The sequence below is a fragment of the Methylomonas sp. HYX-M1 genome, assembly GCF_040741385.1.
GTDB lineage: Bacteria > Pseudomonadota > Gammaproteobacteria > Methylococcales > Methylomonadaceae > Methylomonas > Methylomonas rhizoryzae.
This window is the reverse complement of the sequence record NZ_CP160405.1, coordinates 301,412-327,159: the sequence shown is the minus strand read 5'-3', so window position 1 is coordinate 327,159 and position 25,748 is coordinate 301,412. Positions and strand designations below refer to the sequence as shown.

Below are 25,748 nucleotides of genomic sequence, written 5' to 3'. Positions count from 1 at the left end.
TATTCAGAAATAGTCGTCCGCGCTGTCCAGCAACTGTTGCGCTTGCTGTTGCGCTAAGGCGTTGACCAGATTCAAGTCAGGTTTATCGATTTGCGTACTTAACACCTTTTTTAACAGATTGTCGTGTAAATCGCGATCGAACGCCATTCTAGCGTAATGCTTGGCATACAAGACCGCGAACATTTGATTATCCGGCGCCAGCTGTAAAGCCCGAACAAAGTGTTGCTTAGCCAGCTCCGGATGCCCGCCCAAAGCCTCGGGAAGCAAACTTTCCATCACGGCCAAGTACGCATGCGCTTTGCCTTGTTGGTAATCGTCTTGTAACTCGACCACCCGCAGCATGACGGCTTTAACCGCCGCGAGTCCTGCCACGGCGTTCCAGTCGTCACTCCTAGCCTGTATCCACGCCGCCCAGATAGTGCCTATCCGGTAAAGATTTTCCAACTCGGCGACTTCGGCTTCGGCCACCCGGGCTTGCAAGCGTTCGGCAGAGTGCTTGGGAAAATCGCACCATGCAGAGCCTTGCCGGCAAAGGCCTTGCTGCAGCAAAGTGAAGGTTTTTTGCGTCAGGCGGCGCTTTCTCGCCGGGTCGTCGGGTATTAGGCCGACATAAGCGTTGTACAAGTCCGCCGTGGTCAGCAGCAGGTCCGGATTGTCCGCATCTTTCGCCAAAGCCGCTTCCAAGGCCAACAAATACGCCGGTAATGCTTGCACGACCGTTTGCGGGTCGCTATGCGCCATCACGGCTTGCTGCAAACCGGAAGCAAATCGCTCGGTGGCGGAATCGAGCAACCAGCCACAGCCGTTGGTTGCCGCCGCCATAACCAGCCATAACAGCGGCTTAACGGCATTATTTGCCCATTTCATCCAACATTTCCTCCAACCGTTCGCAATACGCTTTAAGCACTTTTATCCGCGCAAAATATTTATCGTTCGCTTCCACCAGCAACCAAGGCGAGCGGCCGGTACTGGTGCGAGCTATCATTTCGTTGACCGCTTTTTGGTATTCGTCCCACTTTTCCCGGTTACGATAATCCTCATCGGTAATTTTGAATTGCTTATAACCGGTTTTTTCCCGGCGTTTGAAGCGAGCCAACTGCTCGTCTTTATCGATGTGCAGCCAGAACTTGACAAGCCCTATGCCGTGGCCTACCAACGCCTCTTCGAAATTGACGATTTCCGAATAAGCCCGCCGCCATTCGGCCTCGCTTGCCAAAGCTTCTACCCGCTCTACCAGCACCCGGCCGTACCAGCTGCGGTCGTAAATGGTCACCTGTCCGGCTCTAGGAATATGTCGCCAAAAACGCCACAGATAATGATGGGCTCTTTCTTCGTCACTGGGCGCCGCGATGGGGATCACTTGATAATGCCTGGCGTCCATCGCCTCGGTCAATCGCCGGATTGCCCCGCCTTTGCCTGCGGCATCCCAGCCCTCGAACACCAAAATGCTGGAACGTTTGGCCGCCAACGCGAAACGACTCAATTCGTTCAATTTTCCCTGATATTTTTCCAATTGCTTCTTGTATTCCGACTTGGGCAGCTTGAGCTTTAGATCCAAAACATCCAGCAGATTATTTTGCTGCACCAAAGTATCATTCGCAGGCTGGCTCGTCTGGCGTTCTTTCCTCGCACGGTCGAATGCTCCGATATGCCGCTCTATGCGTTCCAGCACGTATTGTCCGACCGTCACGCTGCTATAACGCCTGTCGGAACCTTCGACGATCAACCATGGAGCGTATACGTTACCGGTTTCGCTGAGCACTTTTTCCGCGACCTGTATGAATTCGTCGTACAGCCCCAGATGCTGACGATCCTTATCCGTTACCCGCCATTTGGTAGCCGGATTTTTCGCCAAATCTTTCAGCCTTTTCACTTGCGCTTCTTTTTTCAAGTGCAACCAACACTTGATGATCAGGGCATTATCGTCGGCCAATAGCTGTTCCAGTTGGTTTATGCGAGCCAACTCGGCCTGTAAGGCATTGTCGTCGATTTTACGATAAACCCGTTGCGCTATCGGCTCGCTATACCAAGACCCCACATAGATACCTATGCCGCCTTTGGCCGGCAAGGTTCGCCAATAACGCCAATATTTAGGCCTTTCCCGTTCTTCGTCGGACGGCTCGGCCAACGCGATAGTACGCAAATAGCGCGGATCCAGCCACTCGTTCAAGGTATGGATGACCTCGCCCTTACCGCCGCCGTCCACCCCGGAGATGATTATGATCACCGGAAAGGGATAAGCCTTCAACTTATCTTGAATGGTTAGCAAGCGGCTCCGCAGCTCTGCCGACCGCTGTTTGTACACCGATTTTTCGATGCGATGCCCAAGTTCAGCTACCTCAAACACCTTACACCCCCTCAATTTTTCTGCCGTCTCAGCAGCCCGCCGTTCGATAACGCAAACGAATGAAAATTATGTTTTGACACAAAACAAATTTACGTGTAAAAAATGCCCCGTCGACCAAGAATAATACTAACTTCGACATGCAACTCGAGTTGCTCCTTTTTATAAAGGGCTTTTATTATTACAACAATCAAATGAGGATTTAAAAATGGCTGAACAAGAAAAAGATAACACTATGACCGTCGTCATCGCAGTTACTCTGATCGCTATCATTGGTGTATTCCTGCTGAAAAGCCGCGAAACCGAACACTTGAAATACGGCGGCGCTTCTGACGTTACCCAAGAAGCTCAAGTTCTGAAAGGACACAAAGACTACAACAACGACGTACTGAGCCAAGCAGAATAAGCAAGCTTACAACAACAATAATAAGCTCTTAAAACGATCTAGCCATCTCCTAACGCGTTGGGAGATGGCTTTTTTGTTTCCGCTATATTCGTCCTCCAGTCCGTTTTCCGCAAACATCCCGGCGCTTGGTAAAATGACCGGCTTCATAGCCGATTAAGTTTTTAATATGGACGTCATCCAACGCATAGCCCAAGAATTATCCGCCCATCCCAATCAAGTCGCCGCTGCGGTCGAATTATTAGATGCCGGCGCCACGGTCCCGTTTATCGCTCGTTACCGGAAAGAAGCAACCGGCGGCTTGGACGACACGCAATTGCGCAATCTGGAAGAACGCCTATTGTATTTACGCGAACTCAACGCCAGACGCGACAGCATACTCGATAGCATTCGATCTCAAGGCAAACTGACCCAGGAACTCGAACAAGCTATTTTAGCGGCCGAAACCAAAACCTTATTAGAAGACCTTTACCTTCCTTACAAACCGAAACGGCGCACCAAGGCGCAAATCGCCCGCGAAGCCGGCTTGGAACCCTTGGCCGACGCCTTGCTGCTCGATCGCAATCTGATTCCGGAACAAGTCGCACAAAGTTATATAGACGCGGGCAAAGGCGTGCCGGACATAGCCGCCGCATTGGACGGAGCCCGGCAAATCATCATGGAGCGCATTTCCGAAGACGCCGAACTAATAACCGAACTGCGGGAACGGATTTGGAACAACGGCATTCTGGAATCGACGCTGACCAGCGGCAAAGAAACCGAAGCCGCTAAATTTAAAGATTATTTCGACTACCGCGAAGCTATCAATAAAATTCCGTCGCACCGGGCCCTAGCCTTGTTCCGCGGCCGCAACGAAGACCTGTTGACATTATCGTTGAAGCCTGCAGAGCACGACCAAGAAGAACATCAATTATGCGTGCAATTCGTCTGCCGTCGCCTCGAGATCAGCGACACCCGCCGACCCGCCGATGCCTGGCTGGCGGAAACGGCCCGTTTTGCATGGAAGATCAAGTTATTCACCCGCATCGACATGGACTTAAAACTGCGCTTGCGGGAAGCCGCGGAACAAGAAGCGATCCGGGTCTTTGCCGGTAATTTGCGCGACTTGCTGCTTGCCGCACCTGCGGGCCATAAAACCACTATGGGTTTAGACCCCGGCATCCGCACCGGCGTTAAAGTAGCTATCGTGGATGCTACCGGTAAATTACTCGCAACCGAAACCATATATCCGCACCCGCCTAAAAACCAGTGGGATCAATCCATCGCCACGCTTGCGCGCTTGATCGGCCAACACAACGTCCGCTTGGTAAGCATAGGCAACGGCACCGCGTCCCGGGAAACCGATCAATTAGTAGCGGATTTGATGAAGCGCCACCAGGACTTGCCGATACAAAAAATCGTGGTTTCCGAGGCCGGCGCTTCGGTGTATTCGGCTTCCGAACTGGCCGCCAAAGAGTTTCCGGAACTGGACGTATCGCTACGCGGTGCCGTCTCTATTGCCCGCCGCTTGCAGGATCCCCTGGCCGAACTGGTCAAGATCGAGCCTAAATCCATCGGCGTCGGCCAATACCAGCACGACGTCAACCAAACCCAGCTGGCCCGCACGCTAGACGCCGTAGTCGAGGATTGCGTGAATGCAGTCGGGGTAGACGTCAATACCGCATCGGCTGCACTATTGAAACAAGTATCCGGCCTGAGTGCCGGCATTAGCGAAAACATCGTCAACTTTCGCAACCAGAACGGACCGTTCGCCAACCGCGAACAACTGAAGAAAGTGCCACGCCTGGGGGAAAAGGCTTTCGAACAAGCCGCCGGCTTCCTGCGCATCGTCAATGGCGATAATCCCCTGGACGCCTCGGCAGTTCACCCGGAAGCCTATCCGGTCGTCAATGCCATCCTGGACGACACCGGCAAATCGATTAACGAACTGATAGGGCAAGCGCCGTTTTTGCGAAAATTGAATCCCGCCAATTACACCAGTATCGAATTCGGCCTGCCGACGGTCACCGATATCTTGCAGGAATTGGAAAAACCCGGCCGCGATCCGCGTCCCGAGTTCAAAAGCGCAACCTTCAAGGAAGGCGTAGAGAAAATTTCCGACCTGCAACCCGGCATGCGCTTGGAAGGCGTAGTCACCAACGTCGCGAATTTCGGCGCTTTCGTCGACATCGGCGTACACCAGGACGGCCTGGTGCATATTTCCCATTTGGCGGACACCTTCGTCAAGGACCCCCGCAGCGTAGTCAAAACCGGCGACGTCGTCAAAGTCCGCGTGCTGGAAATCGACGTAGCACGGCAACGCATTTCGTTGAGTATGAAAAGCGGCATAGAGGAAGCCGATCCGGTTAGAAAAGACAAGCCGGCGAAATCCGCGCAAAAGGCCAAGCCGCAACCCGCGTTACAAAACAGCATGAGTAACGCGTTCGCCCGCGCCCTGAAAAAGTAACAACTACGGCTCTGCTATACTTGCCTTGCTCGCAGCCCGGTAAAAATTCGGGCTGCAACAGCAGAGCATGCGCGGCGCAACCATCTCAACCCGCACCCGTTGACAGGAAAATTTATGAAACGAAAGCAACAGATTCTGGCAGTCTTGGCGGTAACCCTAAATTTATTAGCGACCAATACCGCTTGGGCGGAGGAAGACTCTACAGTAAGCTATGGCGAAATTTTCGGCCACAAAATTCTGAGCGGCCTGGCCAACATGACAACGGGCATGGCGGAAATTCCCAAGAATATTATTATCATCAACAACCAAAGCAATTTCGCCTACGGCTTCGTCGGCGGCACGCTTAAAGGCATGTTGCACATGGGCGGACGCATGGGCGTGGGTATGTTGGATTTATTCACCGCGCCCATTCCGAGCGAACCGATCGTAGACCCTATCTATGTTTGGGATGATTTTTACAAGGAAACCACCTACGGACCGGCATTCGTAGATCCCAACCCATAACAATCAGCCGGTACCTTTTACCCCCACGTTTAACGAAGGGATGGAACGGTCGCTTGATCGAGCGACCGTTAGGCATTTTATAGCTTGATCAGTATTTCCCCGCGCCCTGTTTCCGCCATATCGCCGCCAAAGCGCTGCACCCGATTGAAGGCTGCGCCACTCTCCGCAAAACGCGAATTCAAATGCTTGAATGAAGCGAACAGCATGGGCAGAAATGCCAAGGTATGCGATCCGCAATCATTGAAGGTCGCCTGCAAAGCCGGCCGGTTCCATAACAGCAAGGTACCGCGGCGCATCGCATACCCGGCATACCGGCCGACGCTGCCCATGACCGCTATCGTGCCTGCCACCATTCGCGAACCGCAATAATCGCCGGCATTTCCCTCAATCAATATCTGTCCGCGACGCATATGATCACCGCAACGCTGGCCGACATTACCCTTAACCAAGAGAGTTCCGCCTTTCATGCCTTGTTTGTTGCCGGGCAAAGCTCCTCCTAAAAAATCGCCGGCGTCGCCCTCGATTTGGATCAAACCGTTTTTCATTTCGCAGCCCGCATATAACCCGACGTCGCCGCTGACGTTAATCGTCCCGGACTTCATCTGCATACCCAAGTAAGCACCGGCATTGCCTTGTACGCAAATGCTGCCGCCCTGCAGTTCTTTACCGATGAAATCCAATTTATCGGTACTGCCGGCGAACGCTAACTCCTGGGTATTGCTGCCGGTGATGTAAAACAATTGCTCGACCCGCAATGTACGATTACCGCATTGAAGCTCAATCGCCGCAATTTGATCCAGGCTCAACCCGGCTAATTTTTGACAAACCAGCGGCGACATATCGACTCGTTGAGCCGGCGGCGTTTCGATCAGAGTGAAGGTTAACGTGGTCATGCCATGATCTCCTGCAGATGAAAGTGGAACGGGCCGAGTTTGCCGCCGTAGTTGCCGGCGCTGATGCGCTTGATGCCGTTGGCTGCACCCAGGTCGCAAACCGCCTGGATGCCGACGCGCATGGCTTTATCGATGTCTTCTTTCGTTAAACCGTCGATGACGACCTCCATCACCGATTCAATCTCCGGCGACAAATCGGTTTTGGTAACACCTTTCAAAGTTGGGCAAAACGCGTCGTTGGTCGAAGCGCTCAAGGCTTTATATTTGGAGCCAACCTTGGAACCGGAACGCACCACGCCGCCCGGGAACGGCATGATCACGTTGGGGATTTTTTTCATCGCTTCGATGGCTGCTTCGCAGGCCGCCAGGGCTTGCGGTTGCGATTCCGCCAGCACTAAAAAATTGCCGCCGCCGACCGCATCAACCATGCCGGTGGTGGCTTCGGTCAGAAACTCGCCGTCCATGACCGGCACCCGCCAATAACGCTTGCCGACAATTTTCTTGGCGATTTGAAAACCGTCGCCGAAGAAGCGCAGGTTTTTACCCAGCGGAATCGGCTTGCCGCCTGCGATGCCGGCAAACAACGCCGAGGTCGGCGAGGTCAGTACGCACTGGCCGGCGCGGGTTTCCAATTGCTTGGCCAAGCCCTTGCCGCCCATCGCATAAATCATGATCGCCACGCCGGGGCGTCCGTCCGGGGTTTCTTCCGGGCTCAACACCCGCTCGATGCCGGCCTCGCAGCCGCAGGCAATCACGGAAGTGGCAAAGCCGGTCATGGCCTGCGCGGAAATCATCGCCCATTTCTCGTTCTGGGCGGTGATGATGGCCCGCGTCGCCTTCATCGGGAAGGCTTCGGCGAAGGTTTTGTCTATGGTTACGCCGTTGATGATCATGCTGCACCTCTTAGCGGATGCGCCGTCAAGCTGCCGCGTCCGTCTTCACTGATTTCGTCGTCGCTGATTTTAAAGTTGCCGAGTTTCATGGTCAGGTATTTGTCGAAATAAGGCTTGAGGTCTCTTTCGATAGCCAGGTCGTATTCCGGCTTGACGATGTGGGTCGTGCCCCAGGTGACTTTGACCACTTCGCCGTCCTTGACCACCAGTTCGCCGTCCTTGAACACGTAATTCGGCTTGGTGAACATCGCCTGACGGTCGGGGTTTTCGGTGTAGACGGTAATGTCGGCAAAATTGCCGGGCGCCAACGCGCCACGGTCTTTCAAGCCGATGATGCGGGCCGCGCCGGCGCGGGTCATGATGGCGATTTCGTTCAACGTGTATTCGCGCTCGATGCTGGCCAAGGTGGTCATTTTCTGCGCTTCCGGGTGGATGGTTGCCAGCATGTCGTTGCGGAAGCTGCGGTCCATTAGCAATCGGATCAAGTGCGGATAGCTGGTGAATGGCGCGCCGTTGGGGTGGTCGGTGGTCAGGAAAATGCGCCACGGGTCTTCGACCAACAGGAAGATTTCCAGGCCAATCGCCCATTGCAAGGCGTTGACGAAGTTCTGGTCCTTGTATTTGAACGGCACCACGCCGCAGCCGGCATCGCATTCGATGTCCATGCACACCCATTTGTTCGGGCTGGCGAAGCGATGGTTGGCGTGCTGGCGCATGTTGTCGCCGGAGGCGGTGACGGTCTGGCCGAACAGAATCTGGCCGACGTCGGCGGTGATGTTTTTATTGCTATTGATCGCCTCGGCGATTTGCGCGGCGCCGGAGGAGAATTTGAAATCGCCCTCGGTGCCGTAGCTGTGGAACTGGATATGGGTCAAGTGCATCGGCAAGCCTTCCACGCCTTGAATGGTATTCAAGGTGGTATCGACGTTACCCGGCACGCCCAGGTTGCAGCCATGCACGTGCAGCGGATGGGTGATGCCCAATTCCTGCACGGCCTTGGCCAGCGTTTGCAGAATTTGCCTGGGAGTGACGGCGTAATGGCTATTTTGCTCGTCCAGATCCAGTTTGCGCTGGTTAAATTTAAAGGCGTTGATGCCGCCGGCGTTGACGACTTTGATGCCGATGCCCTTGGCGGCGTTCAGCGTCCAGGCCACATAATCGTTGACGGCTTTCTGGTCTTTCTTCGCGGTCAGCATGCGTAGTAGGAAATCGTCGCTGCCCAGCATCACGTAGCCGCCCTTATCGACGATGGGCGTGTCGCCCATTTCCATGTGCGCCTGACGGGCATTGATCGGCAACACGGCCGGTTCGAAGCAGGCGGTGTAGCCCATCTCGGCGTAGCGATAGCCGGCGACGAAGCTGGACGGCATCGCATGGCCATTACCGGAGCGAGTGATGGATGTGCGATGCACCGGGTCCAGGCGGTGGTCTTCCGGCAACAGGGTGCGGGCGATGTTGCCCTTGCCGCCGCCGATGTGGGTGTGCATGTCGATGGCGCCGGACATCACCACTTTGCCGCGCAAGTCGTATTCCTGGTCTACCGGGCGACCGTCTTTCGGCGCATCGACGATACGGCCGTCTTGAATGTAGAGGTCTTGTTGCTGGCCGGCTATGCCGCTGGCCGGATCGTAAACGGTGCCGCCTGTGAGTTTTGTCAGCATGTCGGTATCCTAAAGGGCTTGTTCGATGGCATGCAGCACCTCGGCGGTGCTGGGCAGGCCGGAATCTCTGAGTTTTTTCAGGCGGATCGCCACCACGTTATCCAGTCGGTAGGCGTGGCCGGCATGGTCGATGCCGGGCGTGCCTACGGGAATGAAGACGTCGGGTTCTTTATCGAAGGCCATGCCGGAACGGCCGACTACGATGATCGGTAATTCGGTTTCTGGCGGTTTGGCGTTGCTGTTGAAAGCATGCACCCAAACCAGGGCGTCGGCTTCGCCGTTGCACAACATGGCTTGGCTGTCGTACAAAAACGGATCGTATTCCGGGTAGCCGCGGGCGAAATTGAGCCGCGCCGGATAGCCGGTAGTCCAGCCGCACACTTGGTTGGCGGTTTGATCGCCTTCACGACCGCCCAGTGGAAAGCCGGAGCAGCGCGTGCCTTGTAGGTTGATGTCCTTGACGATGTTGCAAATGGCTTGTACGGTCAATTCGGCGTGGTCGTAAGCCAGCGCGGCGGCGCCCCACAGTATCACGCCGTATTTTGCGTTTCTGAGTTTGTCGGCAATCGCTTGCAATTCGGCAACGGCAATGCCGGCGACATGTTGCGTTTGCACCGGCTGTTTTTTGACCAGTGCCGACAACACAGCAATTACATCCGGCAGGTCGGCGTCGGCGCAAGTCAAGCTCATTGCCGTTTTACCGGCAGGTGAAGTAGAGGCCGTGCCGGATGGCGATTTTCCCAAATAAATCACTTCGCGGTTGGCGGTGTTGTCGAGGAACATCGCTTCCTCGGTCCACAAATAGCGCTCGAAAAAGCGCGGCGCGAAGCCTTCCAAATCAGTGCCGACGATCAGCAACAAATCGCAGCGGTTTTTGACCTCCGCCAGCGTGGTATTCATCCAGCCGGAATCCTGCAAGGCCAGCAGGTTGCGGCGGGCGGCCGGGAAGTTGATGTTATCCACCACCGCGCCGGCTTTATCGGCCAGAGCCAGCAAGCCGCGCATGCCGTTGACGTCGGTGGCGCAACCGGCGATCACCGGTTGTTGGGTGCCGCGCAGCAATTCCGCGGCTTTGGCGACCGCCGTGTCCAGATCGACAGCCAGACCGCCAACGCGCGGCGCGGTGTCGGTGAGCGGCTGCTCGAAGCCTGGGGTGTTGACCGCGCAACCGTTGGCGGTCACTGTCACGGCCAAGCCGTCCACCTTGACGCTCAGATCGTCGGTGCCGATACCGCAGAACGGGCTGGGTACCTCGGTGATTTCAGTCATCGTGCTGTCCTCAGTCTTTTTTGATGTATTTGAAACGCGGGTCGTCCGGCGTGCCTTCGAAAATGCCGTCGGATTCGGCGGCGGCATCCCATTGCACGACGTCCTCTATCTTTTTCGCCAGCGCGAAATCCTTGTCGGTGACGCCCTTGGCGGCGTGGGTGACCAGTTTGACGATCACGAACGCATAGGAAACCGTCAAGTCAGGATGGTGCCAGGCTTTTTCGGCCAAGTGGCCGATGGTATTGACCACCATCAACGTGGCCTTCCAGCCGCTGGTTTTATATTTGCGCCTGATCCAACCGTTTTCGTAATACCAATGCGGCAATTGTGCCGCCAAACGGGATTCGATTTCGGTATCGGACAACACTTCGAGGCTGGCGTGAGTCATGGCGATACTCCGTTGAACGGCAAACGATAGCTTAGTTTAACCTTGCAAATCGGTTTCGCCATAACTCAGCCGGCGGTTATTTGACTATTCTGAGTTGCGGTTTTTTCGGCGGTTCGTTTTCCGGCTCCGGCGGCGGATCGGACTCGTGATCGTCGGGATCGAACACCATTCCCCGGCCGTTTTCTTTGGCATATATCGCCAATACGGCTTGAATGGGCGCATTGATCCGCATGGCTTTACCGGAAAATCGCGCGTTGAATTCGATTTCGTCGTTACCTAGCGCCAATCCTTGAATGGCTTGCGGACGAATATTCAGGACGATTCTGCCGTTTTCGACAAATTCGTTCGGCACGTTGACGCCGGGGAACTCCGCATTGACCAACAGATACGGCGTCAATTGATTATCGTTGATCCACTCGTAGATCGAACGGATTAAATAGGGTTTGAGCGGGGTCATTTATTTGGCTGCCATCAAGGCTTTTTCTTCGAAGCTCAAACTCTCTTGAAACGCCTTACGGGAAAATAGGCGATTGGCGTAGCCGGTGATGCCTTTGCCCAAACCGGCAATATCGACGCCTATGCTGGGCAAACGCCACAAGAACGGCGCCATCGCGCAATCGATCAACGAATATTCCTCGCTCATGAAATAGGTGTTGGCATCGAAAACCGGCGCGGCTGCCATCAAACTTTCCTTCAACATTTTTCTGGCTTTACCGCCTTTTTTATCGCCGTGAACCTGCATCTCTTCCAGTAACGGATACCACTCCTGGTCTATGCGCTTGATCAGCATGCGGGTGTTGGCGCGCGATACCGGGTCCATTTGATGCAAAGCCGGATGCGGAAAGCGTTCGTCCAAATATTCCATGATGATGCGGGCGTCGTACAGCACAAGGTCGCGCTCTACGAAAGTGGGGGAAGTCCCGTTGGGATTGAGCTCCAGGAGGTCTTCGGGCGGTTCGTTGGGATCGAAGTATTCTATATCGGCCGGTACGCCTTTCTCGTGAACCACCAGGCGGGCGCAATGGCTCATGATACAGTTCGACGACGTGAACAAAACCATTGCAGATTTTCGGCTAGAAATGTTTGCCACGAAAAAAACCTCTATGCGGAGCGGGGTTAAAAACGGGGCGGATTGTACCATGGTTGCACATGGATTTGGGGGCTGCCAAGCGGGCCTAACCCCGCTTGGCAGCAGGCGGGACGCCGAATCGGCACCCCGTAGTTGCGGCCTAGTGGACGTCTTTCCAATACTCTTTTTTGAGTAAATAAGCCAAGGCGATAAACATCAACAGAAAGAACAAAACGAATTTACCCATTGCCTGACGCTCCAACTGGACCGGCTCGCCGACGTAAACCAGAAAATTCACCAAATCGTTCACCAACTTATCGAATTCCTGCGGCGACAGCTGCCCCGGTTCTTCCAACTTGAGAGCGGTCACCACATCCTGCCCGTCGACTTTTTCGACAACGGCCGCTTGGGTACCTTGCAGCTGCCAAAACACGTTAGGCATCGCGACGTCTTTGAAAACCGTATTGTTCACGCCGGTGGGCTTGCCGGGTTCGCTGTAAAAGCCCTTCAAATAGCTGTACAGCCAATCGGCTCCGCGCGACCTGGCAATCAACGACAGGTCGGGAGGCGTCGTGCCGAACCACTTTTCCGCATCATGACCGTTCATCGCCGAATGCATTTGATCGTAAATACCGGCGCCTAGCGGGGCGACATTTTTGAGGATTTCGCCCTCGTCCAAATGCAAGTCGAGTGCAATACGTTTGTAACGAATGTGCTTGGCCGAATGGCATCCCAAACAGTAGGTTACATAATATTTTGCACCGCGTTCCAACGAAGCGCTATCGCTCAAATCGATGTCCGCCGATTCCAATTCGACACCGCCGCCGCTGGCATGGACGGCAATCGGCAATAAAAACAATAAAATAAAGAGAATTTTTTTCATGACTCAATCCAGGCTCTTCTTCAAATGGATGGCGAAACGGATCAATACGCTTTTGACACCGACCCAATTCGGTTTTCGCTTGACGATGGTGGCCCCCATCATGCCTGGAGAAGTTTCAACGCTAACGACTTCGTCTACCAATGCTTTTAATGCCGGGATGTGATCCTCTAAGGTCGGCTGTTCCGAAAGACGCTCCGGAACAGGCTTGGTTTTTTCCCAACGCGTATACAACGGCATCAGCAAGAAAAATCCGAAGTAAATGGCCGTAAATACACGTGCTATGGATGTGGCAACCGGCGTCGCGGGTTGGGTGCCTAAATACCCCAAGCCGACGAAAGCGATGACGAACAACAACAAAGCTTTTTTGAAAATGCCGCCGCGGTAGCGGATGGATTTAACCGGGCTTCGATCCAGCCAGGGCAGCATGAACAACACCACGATGGCGCCGCCCATCGCGATGACCCCGGCGAATTTATCCGGCACGGCGCGCAATATCGCGTAGAACGGGGTGAAGTACCAGACCGGGGCAATGTGCTCCGGCGTTTTCAAAGGATCGGCCGGAATGAAGTTGGCATGCTCCAAAAAGTAACCGCCCATTTCCGGCATGTAGAAAATCACTACGGCGAAGAAAAACATGAAGACGCCGACCCCGACGATGTCTTTTACCGTGTAATAAGGATGAAACGGTATGCCGTCCACCGGTTTGCCCTGCCAATTGACGGTTTCCTTAATTTCGACGCCGTCAGGATTATTGGAACCGACTTCGTGCAAGGCGACGATATGCAAAAACACCAAAATCAACAATACCAAAGGCACTGCGATGACGTGGAAGGCGAAAAAGCGGTTCAAGGTTGCATCGGATACCACATAGTCGCCGCGTATCCATAACGACAATTCGTCGCCTATGACCGGAATCGCACTGAACAGCGAGATAATAACCTGGGCGCCCCAGTAGGACATTTGCCCCCACGGCAACAGATAGCCCATAAAGGCTTCGGCCATCAGGCAAACGAAGATCAGCATGCCGAAGATCCAGATCAGCTCGCGCGGCTGCTTGAACGAGCCGTACATCAAGCCGCGGAACATATGCAAATACACGACGATGAAAAACGCCGACGCGCCGGTCGAATGCATATAGCGCACCAACCAACCCCAGTTGACGTCGCGCATGATGTACTCGACCGAATCGAATGCCAGTTTGGCGTCCGGCTTGTAGTTCATGGTCAACAAAATGCCGGTCACAAACTGGTTGACCAAGACGAATAAGGCTAACGAGCCGAAAAAATACCAAATGTTGAAATTCTTGGGCGCATAGTAGTGCGCCATGTGTTCGTTCCACAAATCGGAGATAGGGAAACGCTCCAGCAGCCATGAGCTGCAACGATTTAATCTTTGTTTCATGCCGGTTTCGCCTCGTTATCTTCGCCAATGATGATCAATGTGTCCTTTACATAGCGGTAAGGAGGCACTTCCAAATTACTGGGCGCCGGCACCCCGCGGAACACGCGTCCGGCCAAATCGAACCACGAACCGTGACACGGGCAGAAAAAACCGCCTTTCCAATCGTTACCCAAGTCGCTGGGCGCGATTTCCGGCCTGAAAGTCGGCGAACACCCCAAATGAGTACACAAACCGATGGCAACAAAAATTTCCGGCTTGATGGATCGGAACGCGTTTTTAGCGTAATCCGGCTGATGAGATTCGTTGGACAAGGGATCGGCAAGTTTGCTGTCCAAGGTCCCCAAGGTGGTGAGCACGTCGGGGGTACGGTTTAACACCCATACCGGCTTGCCGCGCCACGCCACCCTAAGCAATTGACCGGGCTCCATTTTGGTCACATCGACTTCTACCGGCGCACCGGCTGCCATTGCTTTGGCGCTAGGCTGCATTTGCGAAAGAAACGGAACAGCCAGATAACCGGCCCCCACGGCCCCAACCACCGATAACGCGGAAGTGAGGAACTGGCGCTTTGAAGTATCTACGCCTTCATGGTTCATAAATAACACTCCTGATTGAGATGATGCGCATATACCACATCAATTATTATAATTTTTGCCGCAAATATACCACTGCTCGGCCGGTTTAAAGCAAAAAAGCGTTCGACAGGAACGTTTCCCGGCTTTGCCCAAGCAGCCAACGAGAGCAAAACCGTCCCATTAAGCCAAAGCCTGCGTTAAGGCCCGAATAAACACTTGATTTTCATCGGGTTTACCCACCGTAACCCTTAGGCAGTTTTGCAACATTCCACCTTGAGGCGACAAATTTTTGATCAACACGCCTTGTTGTTTCAAGGACTCGAACACGCCGTCGGCCGAACCGTGCAACAACCGCAGCATAATGAAGTTTGCCGCACTGGGATACACCTGCAGTTTGGCCAGCCCGCTTAATTCGCCCGCCAAAAATGTCCGTTGTTGGCGAATCGCCTGAGTCTGCTCCAATAAAAATCCCGAATGCTTTAAGGCGAACCGAGCGGTCGCTTGAGTCAAGCAATTGATGTTGTACGGTAACCGTACTTTATTCAGCTCCGCCAACAATTCCGGCGCACCGGCCATAAACCCCAAGCGCAAGCCGGCCAAACCCAATTTCGACAAGGTCCGCATGACCAGGAGATTTTTATACCTCGGCAACAAACCGATAAAGCTGGCGTCAGCGAAAGGCGCATAAGCTTCATCGACCACGACCAATCCCGTGCTCACTCGCAACAACTCTTCCATCGCCTCGGCATCGAACAAATTCCCGGTCGGGTTGTTCGGATATGCCAAAAAGATCACCGCCGGTTGCTCGTTACGGATCGCTTCCAGCATGGCCGGCATATCCAATGCGAAACTTTCCGCCATTAACGGTACGCCGCAATAACGTAATCCCAAACTGCGGGCAATCTGCTTGTACATGACAAAACCCGGTTCCGGCGCCATAACGCTCGCAGTGCTAGGCAGCGCCATCAGCAAAATTTGGATGATTTCGTCAGAACCGTTGCCCAATAAAATGTCCGCACACCCGGGAATTTGATTGCTATCGCGTAACGTCTCGGCCAAGAAGCGAGCTTCAGGGTCCGGATAGCGATTGATAGGGCAAGCCTTTAGCTCGTCCCACCATGCTTGCTGCACCTCTTCCGGCCAAGTATAGGGATTTTCCATGGCGTCCAGTTTAATGTAACGACTGGCGTCCGCTACGTGATAAGCGGACATTGCCAAAACTTCGGGGCGAAATAAGGCTGTCAACGGTTGCTTAGGCATATGGGTAAAACGACGGAATCGGAATGAGCAGCGCAGGTAAAATTCAGTCCCATCGACGCGCTGCGAAGGGAAATACCCGCAGATTTTAACAAAGCGGAGGACGAAAGCATAACCTTGACCAGCTACCCTGCGTCCGCATTGACGCGAATCGCACGCTACGGTGCGCGCGAAACGGTGGGGAATTTTATCATCGGCCCATTCGCACGGTAAAGGTTTAGCAAGCTTGGCATGTAGCCGGAAATAACTTGTCGGATAATGGGACGCGATAGAGCACTTTTAAACGCCGGCCGGCGCATGAATGCGCTTCTGTCATCGAATAAGGCGCTTGTTTGTTACCGGCGCCTTACATGGACCGCTACGGTTGCTGCAACGATTGTTTTGTATCGCTAGCTGACGACGAGTGCATGCCCAACCGGCAACAGTCGCCGCGCCGGTTTAGCTAGCGGTAAACCTTAGGAAATTTTGCCCTTCACACCCTCTTCCTGACCGGCGGCGTAGGTCAATAGCGCGACGTTTTCCCGGGTGAAAAAGCCTTGAAAATCGCCAAAGCGCTGTACGTATTCGATAATCAACGATGAAAAATCGGAAGCCGACGAGAAAATTTGCTTCAAACCTTCCTCGCGCGACCCTACCGTTTCCAATAAAAATCCTTTTCCTTGCGCGGCTATCGCCTCCACAATGAAATCGATGTTTTCCTTGCCTTGCGTCTGACCGTCTTTGACTTCTACCGCAATATGGTGCAATCGCGGTCCGTAATTGCGAACGAAACTTTCGGTGGGACTCGGCAGATTGTCCAAATGACCGACGCAATAGGGAAAATTATTAGCGGTAAAAACTTTGGCCGGACTCATGGATTCGGGCTGTTCCCGGATGTTCTTGGTCACATTGGTAGACGAGTTCTGGTCTTTGATGTCGTAACTTCCCCAGTAGTAATAGCTGGACAAGGCCAGATATTCCAGTATTGCGACCTCGCGATTTTGGCTATACACCCGGGTCGCCAGATGATCGATAGGCAGGATTAAATCGGTTATCCCCAAGCGCTGCTGCATCTCTTTGCCCCTGTCGTTGGCTGCTTGAGCCGCGGACAAGATAACGCATTCTCCATGATGGTAAACCCTGATCCCGTCTATCGGCCTTTCCATATAGCCGACCAGATTCTGGGTATAAGGGGAGGGCTTGGACAAACTGACGTTTAACGGCAAGTCCAGATCGGCCAGTTCGCCTACCGAGAAAAACCGAAATTGACGCTGTTGCTGCTCGGCAACCACCGCGTGCCTGTCGCTCGCCAACAAAATTTCGCCCAGATAACGGCTGTGGGGGCGAATCGCCCCCACCGGATACAAATCGTTCAAGCTGCGAAAAATATCGAAGCGGTCCGGCCCTTTCACTTCTCGCAACAAAATGTCCGGCGAATTCATGTCTATGCGCAGCACGTGTGTCATGTGCTTGTCGCCGTCCAGCGTGACCAAATATTGGTACGGCGTCATCAAGGCCAATTCGGCGATGTATTCCACCGAGTTGCCCGGCTCGACGCTGATCATCAAGGCTTCGATGCCGCCTATCATTTCGGTCAATCCGCTACGGTCGCGCTGCTCCAACAAGCGCTGCAGATACTCTTCGAAAAACGGCGAATTCTGTTTATCGCCAAAGCGCGGCATTTTGGTTGAGCACAACATAGTCGGTACCTACCTCACGACATTAGGGCACCGCATTTACGCGGCAAACAGTGCGGCTAACAAGCAGCGATTTTGCAACCTGACGTTCTCGCGGCTCCAATTTAGGCAAATCGTCTTCAACGCGGTTGCCATCTGAAATCCAAGGTCATCGGAAAACGCGGATTGAGCGGCTCGTCGCGCAAATGCATGGGCCCCGGACTATGTCCGTGTTCCCAAAACCGCGCCCGGCGCCGCGCTTCAGCTTCGTTGGCATTGACCGGAAACACTTCATAATTTCGCCCGCCGGGGTGACCGACATGGTACGTACAACCGCCCAACGAACGATTATTCCAACTATCGACGATGTCGAACACCAACGGCGCGTGCGAGCCGATAGTCGGGTGCAGTGCGGAAACCGGCGACCACGCCTTGAATCGCACGCCGGCTACGTATTCGCCCGGAATCCCGGTCGGATGCAGAGGAACCTTGCGGCCGTTGCAGGCTACTTCGTGGCGGCTGCCTATCATACCTCTGACCTTGACCTGCAAGCGCTCGACCGAGGAATCGACATAGCGCGCGGTACCGGCCCCGGTTACTTCTTCGCCCAGCACGTGCCAGGGCTCTATCGCTTGACGCAACTCCAGCTGTACACCTTCGTAAACCACGCTGCCGTAGTGGGGAAATCTGAATTCGAAAAACGGCGCAAACCAATTGTCGTCGAATTCGTAACCCACGCTGCGCATATCCCGGCAGATGTCGCGCATGTCTTGTTCCACGAAATGCGGCAACATGCAGCGGTCGTGCAAGGACGTATCCCAGTACACCAATTTGCCTGGATACGGCGTTTTCCAAAACCGTGCCACCAACGCGCGCAGCAACAGCGATTGCACCAAGCTCATGCGGTAATGCGGGGGCATTTCGAAGGCGCGTAATTCCAGCAATCCCAGCCGCCCGGTTGCGCTGTCGGGCGAATACAGTTTATCGATGCAAAACTCCGCCCTATGGGTATTACCGGTCAAATCGATCAACAGATTGCGGAATAACCGGTCCACCAGCCACGGCCTGGCATTTTCTTGGCCAACCAGCAGAACCTGCTCCATCTGCTGAAAAGCGATTTCCAGCTCGTACAAATTATCGTCTCTCGCCTCGTCGACCCGCGGCGCTTGACTGGTCGGTCCGATAAACTGCCCGGAGAACAGATACGACAAGGCCGGATGCTGCTGCCAATACACCACCAAACTGCGCAATAAGTCGGGCCGTCTGAGAAAGGGACTATCCGCCGCAGTCGCACCGCCCAGGGTGATGTGGTTGCCGCCGCCGGTGCCGGTATGCCGTCCGTCCAGCATGAACTTTTCCGTCGCCAAGCGGGTTTGCCGGGCATCTTCGTAGAGCGACTCGGTACGGCTTTCCAGCACGTCCCAATTCTCGGCCGGATGAATGTTAACCTCGATAACGCCGGGATCCGGGGTCACCGACAGTGTCAGCAAGCGCGGATCGTGCGGCGGCGGATAGCCTTCCAGGCGGATGGGCTGCTGCAATTTTTCCGAGCAATCTTCGATTGCGGCGACCAATTCCAGCCAGGATTCCAGTGTACTCATCGGCGGCAGAAAAAGGTACAAAAACCCGTCGCGCTCTTCCAACGCCAAAGCCGTATGTATCACGTCCTTGGCAATCGGCTCTATGGACAAGGGCCGCGGTCTTTTCAGGATGCGGTCACGCGGGTAGCTGGCTAAATCCCTGCGGGCTACGAACGGGTCGGTAGGGGTTTCCACTTCCTTTTCGCGCTGCGCAACCCACGGCAAGCTGCCCAAAGGCAGGCGCAAGCCCATCGGCGAATCGCCCGGCAACAGATACAAACGCTCGTGCTTGAGCGGCCAGACGCTGGATTGCCAGGAAATGGTATGGCCGTCGCCGACCGCTTTCAAAGGCAGTACAAAACCTTTTACCGCCGCTAAGCCCGCCCGCAATTGCTTGGCCAGCGCACTACGAATTTCGGCTTTTTCCAAGTCGGTTTCGTGCGGATCGATATTGGGCGGCAAACGGCTTTCTTCGTCCAAAGCGTGCCAAGGATCCTCGTAGGCCGGAATCAGGTAGCCGGAATTCAACTCCAATCTCAAAGCCAAGGCCTCACCGAACGCTTGCACCGCCGGAGTTTGCAGATCGTCCGGAGTATCGGCGACCAAGGCTTTGTTATGCCATACGGGTTCGCCGTCTTTACGCCAAAACACGTTCAGCGCCCAACGCGGCAAGGGTTCGCCGGGGTACCATTTACCTTGTCCGAAATGAGTTACGCCGCCCGGCGCGAAACGGGCCTGCAAGCGGCTCAGCAAATCGTTGGCCAGCTGCCATTTCTGTTCGCCCAGCGCAGCTACGTTCCATTCGGCGCCGTCCATGTTGTCGGCCGATACGAAAGTCGGCTCGCCGCCTTGGGTCAGCCGGACGTCGCCGGCTTGCAATTCTCTATCGATGCGCTGGCCCAGCGCCCTGATGGCTTGCCATTGTTGCTCGGTATAAGGCTTGGTCACCCGCGGATCTTCATGGATGCGGGCGACCTGCATTTCCACCTTCAGTTCGGCTTCGCAAATGCTGGTCATGCCGGTAACCGGCGCGGCGGAAGCCGGTGCGGCGCTGACCGCCAACGGAATGTGGCCTTCGCCGGCCAAGAGGCCGGAGGTCGCGTCCAATCCTACCCAGCCCGCTCCCGGAATATACGCTTCGCACCATGCGTGCAAATCGGTGAAATCCGCCTCCGGCCCGGCCGGACCGTCCAGAGGCTTTCGATCCGCCACCAACTGGATTAAATAACCGGATACAAAACGCGCGGCAATGCCTTTGCTGCGCAGAATTTGCACCAGCAACCAAGCACTGTCGCGGCAAGAACCGGATTTTTTCACCAAAGTCTCCTCGCCTGTTTGCACGCCGGGTTCGAGACGGATGGTATAGGCGATGTCGTTGTGCAGCCGCTGGTTGATCATCACCAAATAGCTGGTGGTGGTGATTTCTTTCGGCGTGTCAGCATCCAATTGCCGCAGCCACGCTTGTTGCAGCGGGCCCATAGGCGTTACCTCCAAATACGGCGCCAATTCCGTCTGCAACGCCGGCGGGTATTTAAACGGAAAATATTCCGCCCATTCCTCTACGAAAAAATCGAAGGGATTGATCACCGTCATGTCGGCTAGAAGATCGACCGTGACGTCGATTTCCCGCGTCGGCTCGGGAAAGGTTATCCGCGCCACGAAGTTGCCGTAAGCATCCTGCAGCCAGTGTATGAAATGTTTCTCCGGCTTGATTTTCAAAGAATATCCGGTGATAGGCGTACGGCTGTGCGCGGCCGGACGCAAGCGGATTTCGTGCGGAGAAGCGACGACCGCTCGGTCGAAAATGTAATGGGACTTATGATGTAAGGCAACGCGGATGGTCATAATGGTTCCGTGTGTAATGTCATCGAAGCCGTAGCGGCTCGTTAACAGTGGTTCAAATACATACTGCGGTTTAGCGAATGCTATGCACTTCTCCTGCCAACCGCCATTTATCCCGAAACCGCAAAAACCGGCCGTTCGAATGTCAGACGCTCATTCAATCGTTGTTCGATAAATGGCTGTTGAAGTCTATGTCCACCAGCCATTCGGGATTGGGCAACGAGGCGAACACGCCTTTTAATCCGTCGCTCCAACGCCGGCTGATTTGGGAAAAATACGGGTCGTCTTGGGTAATGTGTTGCTCCAAGTCCAAGCGTAAGCTGGCTTTGGTGTAACAGGCCACGTCTATCGGCAGACCCACCGACAAATTGCTGCGCATCGTCGAATCGAAGGACACCAACACGCACTTCACCGCTTCACTGAGCGGAATGTCGGGCGTAATGACGCGGTCGATGATAGGCTTGCCGTATTTGGTCTCGCCGATTTGGAAATAGGGCGTTTCTTGGCCGGCTTCGATGAAATTACCCTCGGCGTAGACCATAAACAGGCGCATGTCTTCGTCCTTCACTTGGCCGCCGACGATGAAATTGGCGCTGGAATCGACATTACTCTGCGCCAGAAAAGCACCGTCGTGCTGGCGAACTTCCCTAAGCGCCTCGCCCAGCAATTGGGCGACGTCGAACATCGATTCTACATTCCAAATGTTACGCCTCTCCGGATGCCGGCCGTGCTGTTCCAACAGATTGGTCGCGTTTTGGGTAATCGACAGATTGCCCGAACTGAGTATTACTATCGTTCTATCGCCCGGCTCGACAAAGCTGCGCATTTTTTTGAAGCAGGCAATTTGATCGATGCCTGCATTGGTACGCGAGTCTGAAGCAAATACCATCCCCGCATTTAGTTTCAAAGCTACACAATAAGTCATGGAAAATTTCTTTGAGTCGATAAGCGCGTGCTTATTGCATTTGCATGCCATTCCAGCGTGACTGTACCGGTTCGAATTGATCGCGCCGAGAGAGATAGGCGGCGCGGATGTCTTGCCCCAACAAGGCGATTTGATCCAGGAATTCGGTCAAATACTCGTGCAGACCTTGGGCAACCACGTCTTCGATCGAACCGAAATGCAAAGCCGCATGCTGTCTGCCGGCACGCCGGCGCGCTTCGCGCCCGGAGTTACCGTTGATATCGATCAAAGCCATTTCGACTTCGTTCATACATGCATGCAAAGAGCGCGGCATGTCGTCGCGCAATATCAACAATTCCGCGACCCGCAGCGGCGAAATCACATCGCGATAAATCTTGCGGTAGGCCTCGAACGCACTCACGGAGCGCAACAACGAACCCCATTGATAATAATCCGCCGAACCGCCGACGTCGTTCACGCTGGGCAACAGGATATGGTATTTCACGTCCAGTATCCTGGCGGTATTATCCGCCCGTTCCAAAAAAGTGCCTAACTTGACGAAACTCAAGGCAATATCTTTGATGATCGTCCCTAGCGTTACCCCGCGGAACATGTGGGACCGGTCTTTTACCCAATCGAAAAAATCCGGAAATTTGTCGATATCCATATTCCAGGTCATGCGGTTCAGTTCCAGCCAGGTGGAATTGATGACCTCCCACATTTCCGAGGTAATCGCGCCGCGCACCGCCCGGGCGTTTTCCCTAGCCAGCTTTAAGCAACTATAGATACTGGAAGGATTATCCGGATCCAACGCCATATAACGGGTGACGTCGTCGCCGCGCGCCAGACCGTATTTAACTTCGTAACTGGCTGCACAGCCGGTAATGTTAAGCGGGGCGTACCACAGATACGCCTCCGCACCCTCAATATCCAACGGCAACAGCGCCGAGCGATGGGCCACGTCCAAAATCCTGGCGGTATTTTCGGCACGCTCGATATGGCGCGCCATCCAAAACAAGTTGTCGGCAGTACGTGCCAGCATGAATCACTCCTCCAATACCCAGGTATCCTTGGTACCGCCGCCTTGCGACGAATTGACGATTAACGACCCCTCCCTTAGCGCGACCCGGGTCAAACCACCCGGCACCAAGCGGATTTCTTTGCCGGACAATACAAACGGCCGCAAGTCCACATGACGCGGCGCGACGCCCGACTCCACCATGGTCGGACAGGTGGAAAGCGCCAAAGTCGGCTGGGCGATAAAACTGGCCGGCTCCGCCAAAATCCGTTGTTTGTAGGCTGCGATTTCCTCTTTACTGCTGGTCGGGCCAACCAACATGCCGTAGCCGCCGGAGCCTTGAACTTCTTTAACCACCAGCTCCGGCAAATGCGCCAGCACGTAACGCAAATCGTCCGCCTCGCTTAAGCGCCAGGTCGGCACGTTAGACAACAACGGCGCTTCGCCCAGATAAAAACGAATCATTTCCGGCACGTACAGATAGGTGGCCTTATCGTCCGCCACGCCTGTGCCGACGCCGTTGGCCAAGGTCACGTTGCCGCTACGGTAGGCTTCGAACAAACCGGGCACGCCCAACGCCGAATCCGGCCGGAACGCCATGGGATCGAGAAAGTCGTCGTCGACCCGCCGATAAATCACGTGCACCTGCTGCGGCCCTTCCGTGGTGTACATATACACCTTATTTTGGTGCACGAACATATCCTGACCTTCCACCAGTTCCACGCCCATTTGGCTGGCCAGAAAAGCATGTTCGAAATAAGCGCTATTGTAGGAACCCGGCGTCATGACCACGATGGTCGGGTCGGAAACATTCGCCGGCGCGGATTCCCGCAACGTATCCAACAACATTTGCGGGTAATGCTCGACCGGCTCCACCGTATGACTGGCGAACAATTCCGGAAACAAACGCATCATGGTGTTGCGGTTTTCCAGCATGTACGAGACGCCGGACGGCGTGCGCAGGTTATCCTCCAGCACGTAAAAATCGTTTTCCGCCACCCGCACCAAATCGATGCCGGCAATGTTGGCGTACACCTTATTCGGCAAATCGATGCCCTGCATTTCCTTGCGGAACAGCACGTTACCCAGGATCTGCCGTTCGCTGACCACGCCGGCCTTGATGATTTCCTGATCGTGGTAGATGTCGTGCAGGAAGGCGTTTAGCGCCTGAACCCGTTGCTTGAGGCCTTTTTCCAGCCTGCGCCATTCCTCGGCACCGAAAATGCGCGGCACGATATCGAACGGAATCAGCCGCTCGGAACCGGCCGCTTCGCCGTAAACCGCAAAAGTGATGCCTAAGCGCCTGAACAACAATTCCGCTTCCGCACTCTTTCGCTCCAGGGTGCCGTCCGGAAGTTGCTCAAGCCAACGTTGATAATTGCCGTAAATATCGCGAACGACGTTTTCGCCGTTCCGCATCTCGTCAAAGTAGGTAGGGGTATTTTGTGTGCTCATATCTAGCGTCCAGCAAGAGCTATGCCATTGGGCTCAAACTATAAGTGATGTAGATTGCTTCTGTACAGCATTGTTTGACTGGTACGAGGACATTGGCTGCGCGCCGGTCTTTGCACCAAAATTGAACGCCGAATTGGTGCGCAATCGCCCGCCCGCTCATGCGCCGGCAGGAACACGTGGTAATCCGGCCTAATTTGCGCGCACTGACAAGCGAAACAACCGGACGCGCGTCAATTCAATTGTGTGCCGTCGTCTCTAAAACCACCATCCGAAATCAGCCTGGGCAATATTTCATCCCGATTACGCACCCCGAGTTTGGTGTAAATGGCATGCACGTGATCTTTCACGGTACTGGTTTTATAGAATGAACCTGAATCCGTGACTTCAAATATTGTCAGCCCTTTTATTCGGAAACTATTACAAAAGTGGCTGAATTTAAAATTACATTCCTTGCAATCGACTTTAGACACAGCACTGGCCGCGCCGCGCCAGCTTGACCTAAAGACGAAGGGGCCGCGTAGCGATGGACCCGCGTATTTTCGTGAGACCAACTGGTCAAGGCGACAATCGAGAGGCGCCGCGCTGTTCTGGGACGCTGAATTTTTGCGACTTCGGGTCAAAACCGTCGCAAAAGGCAAGTCCTGTAAATTCAATCCGCAACCCTTGCGCGACTAGACCCGCCGTCAAGGGATGCCCTTCGCGCCAGGGCGCAATTTCACGTAGCGGGAAGGTCTCGTCGACGGCCAAAGCCAACAACTGTGCCAGCGTCCAAGCGGTGGAGCGAATTTGCATCCAGGTTTCCAGCACGGTGGCGACTGTTGCCACAGATTGCTAATGCCCCAGCAGCGTTTCAGATGATGAAACAAGGGATCGATGCCCCAACGGCGAGCACTACAGTTCGAGAATGGCCGAGGCCGATAACGCCGTTTCGGTGACCAGCAGCCAGGCGGGGCTTCTCCCAAGTCTGTTTCCGGTCGTCGTAAAACTCGCACCAGACGGCCCGCACCGGCGCGTCTTTCAGAAAGCGGGCCAAGGCCACTGCCGACCGTAGCCGCAGCTTTTGGGGTTTGCCGTGCAGCGTTAACGACCGCTCGCACAACGGCAAGCCGGCAATCGCTTCGGCCGTCAGGCGTTGACCGTATTTGTGCGGCCGCCCGATACGGGGCAAGTCCGGTCGTATCGGGCGGCAAAAACAACGGGTAGGTTTCCGATAAATCAAACGCCAAAAAAGGTACGCAGTGCGTATCTACATGGCTGCCATTTTGCCAAGCCAGGCAATTACGGTTTCCCCAATTGATAATCAAAAAG

23 protein-coding genes are annotated in these 25,748 nt (G+C 54.6%); 3 read left to right on the top strand and 20 right to left on the bottom strand.

The genetic code is table 11. The annotated features are described in order from the left end of the window. Window positions 1-3 precede the first annotated feature (3 nt). Entirely contained in the window at window positions 4-867 is an 864-nt protein-coding gene (locus AB0A83_RS01460) for a TRAP transporter TatT component family protein (RefSeq protein WP_150046203.1), read from the bottom strand. Further along, entirely contained in the window at window positions 851-2,347 is a 1,497-nt protein-coding gene (gene pap, locus AB0A83_RS01455) for a polyphosphate:AMP phosphotransferase (RefSeq protein ID WP_150046202.1), read from the bottom strand. Before pap ends, AB0A83_RS01460 begins: the two co-directional genes overlap by 17 nt. Window positions 2,348-2,552: 205 nt before the next feature. Between pap and AB0A83_RS01450 the strand changes: the two genes are divergently transcribed. The 3 genes from AB0A83_RS01450 (at window position 2,553) to AB0A83_RS01440 (ending at window position 5,697) form a co-directional block, all read left to right on the top strand. Next, a complete protein-coding gene (locus AB0A83_RS01450) occupies window positions 2,553-2,750 on the top strand; it encodes a hypothetical protein (protein ID WP_150046201.1) in 198 nt (65 codons plus the stop codon). Window positions 2,751-2,916: 166 nt separating this feature from the next. Beyond that, window positions 2,917-5,193: a Tex family protein gene (locus AB0A83_RS01445; protein WP_150046200.1), complete on the top strand. Its 2,277-nt coding sequence runs from the start codon at window positions 2,917-2,919 to the stop codon at window positions 5,191-5,193. A 114-nt stretch (window positions 5,194-5,307) separates the two neighbouring features. Further along, complete coding sequence (locus AB0A83_RS01440) at window positions 5,308-5,697, top strand: exosortase system-associated protein, TIGR04073 family (RefSeq protein ID WP_150046199.1); 390 nt, start codon at window positions 5,308-5,310, stop codon at window positions 5,695-5,697. A gap of 77 nt (window positions 5,698-5,774) precedes the next feature. On the opposite strand, the gene AB0A83_RS01435 is transcribed toward AB0A83_RS01440, so the two are convergent. From AB0A83_RS01435 to AB0A83_RS01350, 18 genes are all read right to left on the bottom strand, one after another. Then, the gene (locus tag AB0A83_RS01435; RefSeq protein WP_150046198.1) at window positions 5,775-6,590 is read right to left on the bottom strand and encodes a formylmethanofuran dehydrogenase subunit C; all 816 of its coding nucleotides are present in this window, start codon (window positions 6,588-6,590) and stop codon (window positions 5,775-5,777) included. After that, entirely contained in the window at window positions 6,587-7,483 is an 897-nt protein-coding gene (fhcD, locus tag AB0A83_RS01430; protein WP_367155237.1) for a formylmethanofuran--tetrahydromethanopterin N-formyltransferase, read from the bottom strand. The genes AB0A83_RS01435 and fhcD overlap by 4 nt, the downstream gene beginning before the upstream one ends. Further along, on the bottom strand, window positions 7,480-9,144 hold the full coding sequence (locus AB0A83_RS01425; protein WP_367155235.1) for a formylmethanofuran dehydrogenase subunit A: 1,665 nt from the start codon (window positions 9,142-9,144) through the stop codon (window positions 7,480-7,482). The genes fhcD and AB0A83_RS01425 overlap by 4 nt, the downstream gene beginning before the upstream one ends. 9 nt (window positions 9,145-9,153) lie before the next feature. Beyond that, the gene (locus AB0A83_RS01420; protein WP_367155233.1) at window positions 9,154-10,413 is read right to left on the bottom strand and encodes a formylmethanofuran dehydrogenase subunit B; all 1,260 of its coding nucleotides are present in this window, start codon (window positions 10,411-10,413) and stop codon (window positions 9,154-9,156) included. Window positions 10,414-10,423: 10 nt separating this feature from the next. Then, window positions 10,424-10,801: a 4a-hydroxytetrahydrobiopterin dehydratase gene (locus AB0A83_RS01415; RefSeq protein WP_150046194.1), complete on the bottom strand. Its 378-nt coding sequence runs from the start codon at window positions 10,799-10,801 to the stop codon at window positions 10,424-10,426. Between the two features lie 76 nt (window positions 10,802-10,877). Further along, entirely contained in the window at window positions 10,878-11,258 is a 381-nt protein-coding gene (locus tag AB0A83_RS01410) for a ClpXP protease specificity-enhancing factor (protein ID WP_150046193.1), read from the bottom strand. Continuing rightward, a complete protein-coding gene (locus tag AB0A83_RS01405; RefSeq protein ID WP_197737401.1) occupies window positions 11,259-11,861 on the bottom strand; it encodes a glutathione S-transferase N-terminal domain-containing protein in 603 nt (200 codons plus the stop codon). 169 nt (window positions 11,862-12,030) lie between these two features. Beyond that, complete coding sequence (locus tag AB0A83_RS01400) at window positions 12,031-12,753, bottom strand: cytochrome c1 (protein ID WP_150046191.1); 723 nt, start codon at window positions 12,751-12,753, stop codon at window positions 12,031-12,033. A 3-nt stretch (window positions 12,754-12,756) separates the two neighbouring features. After that, window positions 12,757-14,154, bottom strand: coding sequence for a cytochrome bc complex cytochrome b subunit (locus AB0A83_RS01395; protein ID WP_150046190.1), 1,398 nt, complete (start codon window positions 14,152-14,154; stop codon window positions 12,757-12,759). Beyond that, window positions 14,151-14,750, bottom strand: coding sequence for a ubiquinol-cytochrome c reductase iron-sulfur subunit (gene petA, locus AB0A83_RS01390; protein WP_150046189.1), 600 nt, complete (start codon window positions 14,748-14,750; stop codon window positions 14,151-14,153). Before petA ends, AB0A83_RS01395 begins: the two co-directional genes overlap by 4 nt. 159 nt (window positions 14,751-14,909) lie before the next feature. Then, complete coding sequence (hisC, locus tag AB0A83_RS01385; protein ID WP_150046188.1) at window positions 14,910-15,989, bottom strand: histidinol-phosphate transaminase; 1,080 nt, start codon at window positions 15,987-15,989, stop codon at window positions 14,910-14,912. 452 nt (window positions 15,990-16,441) lie between these two features. Beyond that, a complete protein-coding gene (locus tag AB0A83_RS01380) occupies window positions 16,442-17,665 on the bottom strand; it encodes a hypothetical protein (protein WP_150046187.1) in 1,224 nt (407 codons plus the stop codon). Between the two features lie 116 nt (window positions 17,666-17,781). Further along, a complete protein-coding gene (locus AB0A83_RS01375) occupies window positions 17,782-21,066 on the bottom strand; it encodes a DUF2126 domain-containing protein (RefSeq protein WP_367155227.1) in 3,285 nt (1,094 codons plus the stop codon). Between the two features lie 154 nt (window positions 21,067-21,220). Beyond that, a complete protein-coding gene (locus tag AB0A83_RS01370; protein WP_150046185.1) occupies window positions 21,221-21,988 on the bottom strand; it encodes a proteasome-type protease in 768 nt (255 codons plus the stop codon). A gap of 31 nt (window positions 21,989-22,019) precedes the next feature. Continuing rightward, the gene (locus AB0A83_RS01365; protein ID WP_367155225.1) at window positions 22,020-23,009 is read right to left on the bottom strand and encodes an alpha-E domain-containing protein; all 990 of its coding nucleotides are present in this window, start codon (window positions 23,007-23,009) and stop codon (window positions 22,020-22,022) included. Window positions 23,010-23,012: 3 nt separating this feature from the next. Further along, window positions 23,013-24,440 (bottom strand): circularly permuted type 2 ATP-grasp protein, encoded by a 1,428-nt coding sequence (locus AB0A83_RS01360; protein WP_150046183.1) that lies wholly within the window; start codon window positions 24,438-24,440, stop codon window positions 23,013-23,015. Between the two features lie 555 nt (window positions 24,441-24,995). Then, window positions 24,996-25,265, bottom strand: a complete 270-nt coding sequence (locus AB0A83_RS01355) for a hypothetical protein (RefSeq protein ID WP_367155222.1) — start codon at window positions 25,263-25,265, stop codon at window positions 24,996-24,998. Window positions 25,266-25,290: 25 nt separating this feature from the next. Then, a complete protein-coding gene (locus AB0A83_RS01350; RefSeq protein ID WP_367155220.1) occupies window positions 25,291-25,608 on the bottom strand; it encodes a hypothetical protein in 318 nt (105 codons plus the stop codon). Window positions 25,609-25,748: the final 140 nt, after the last annotated feature.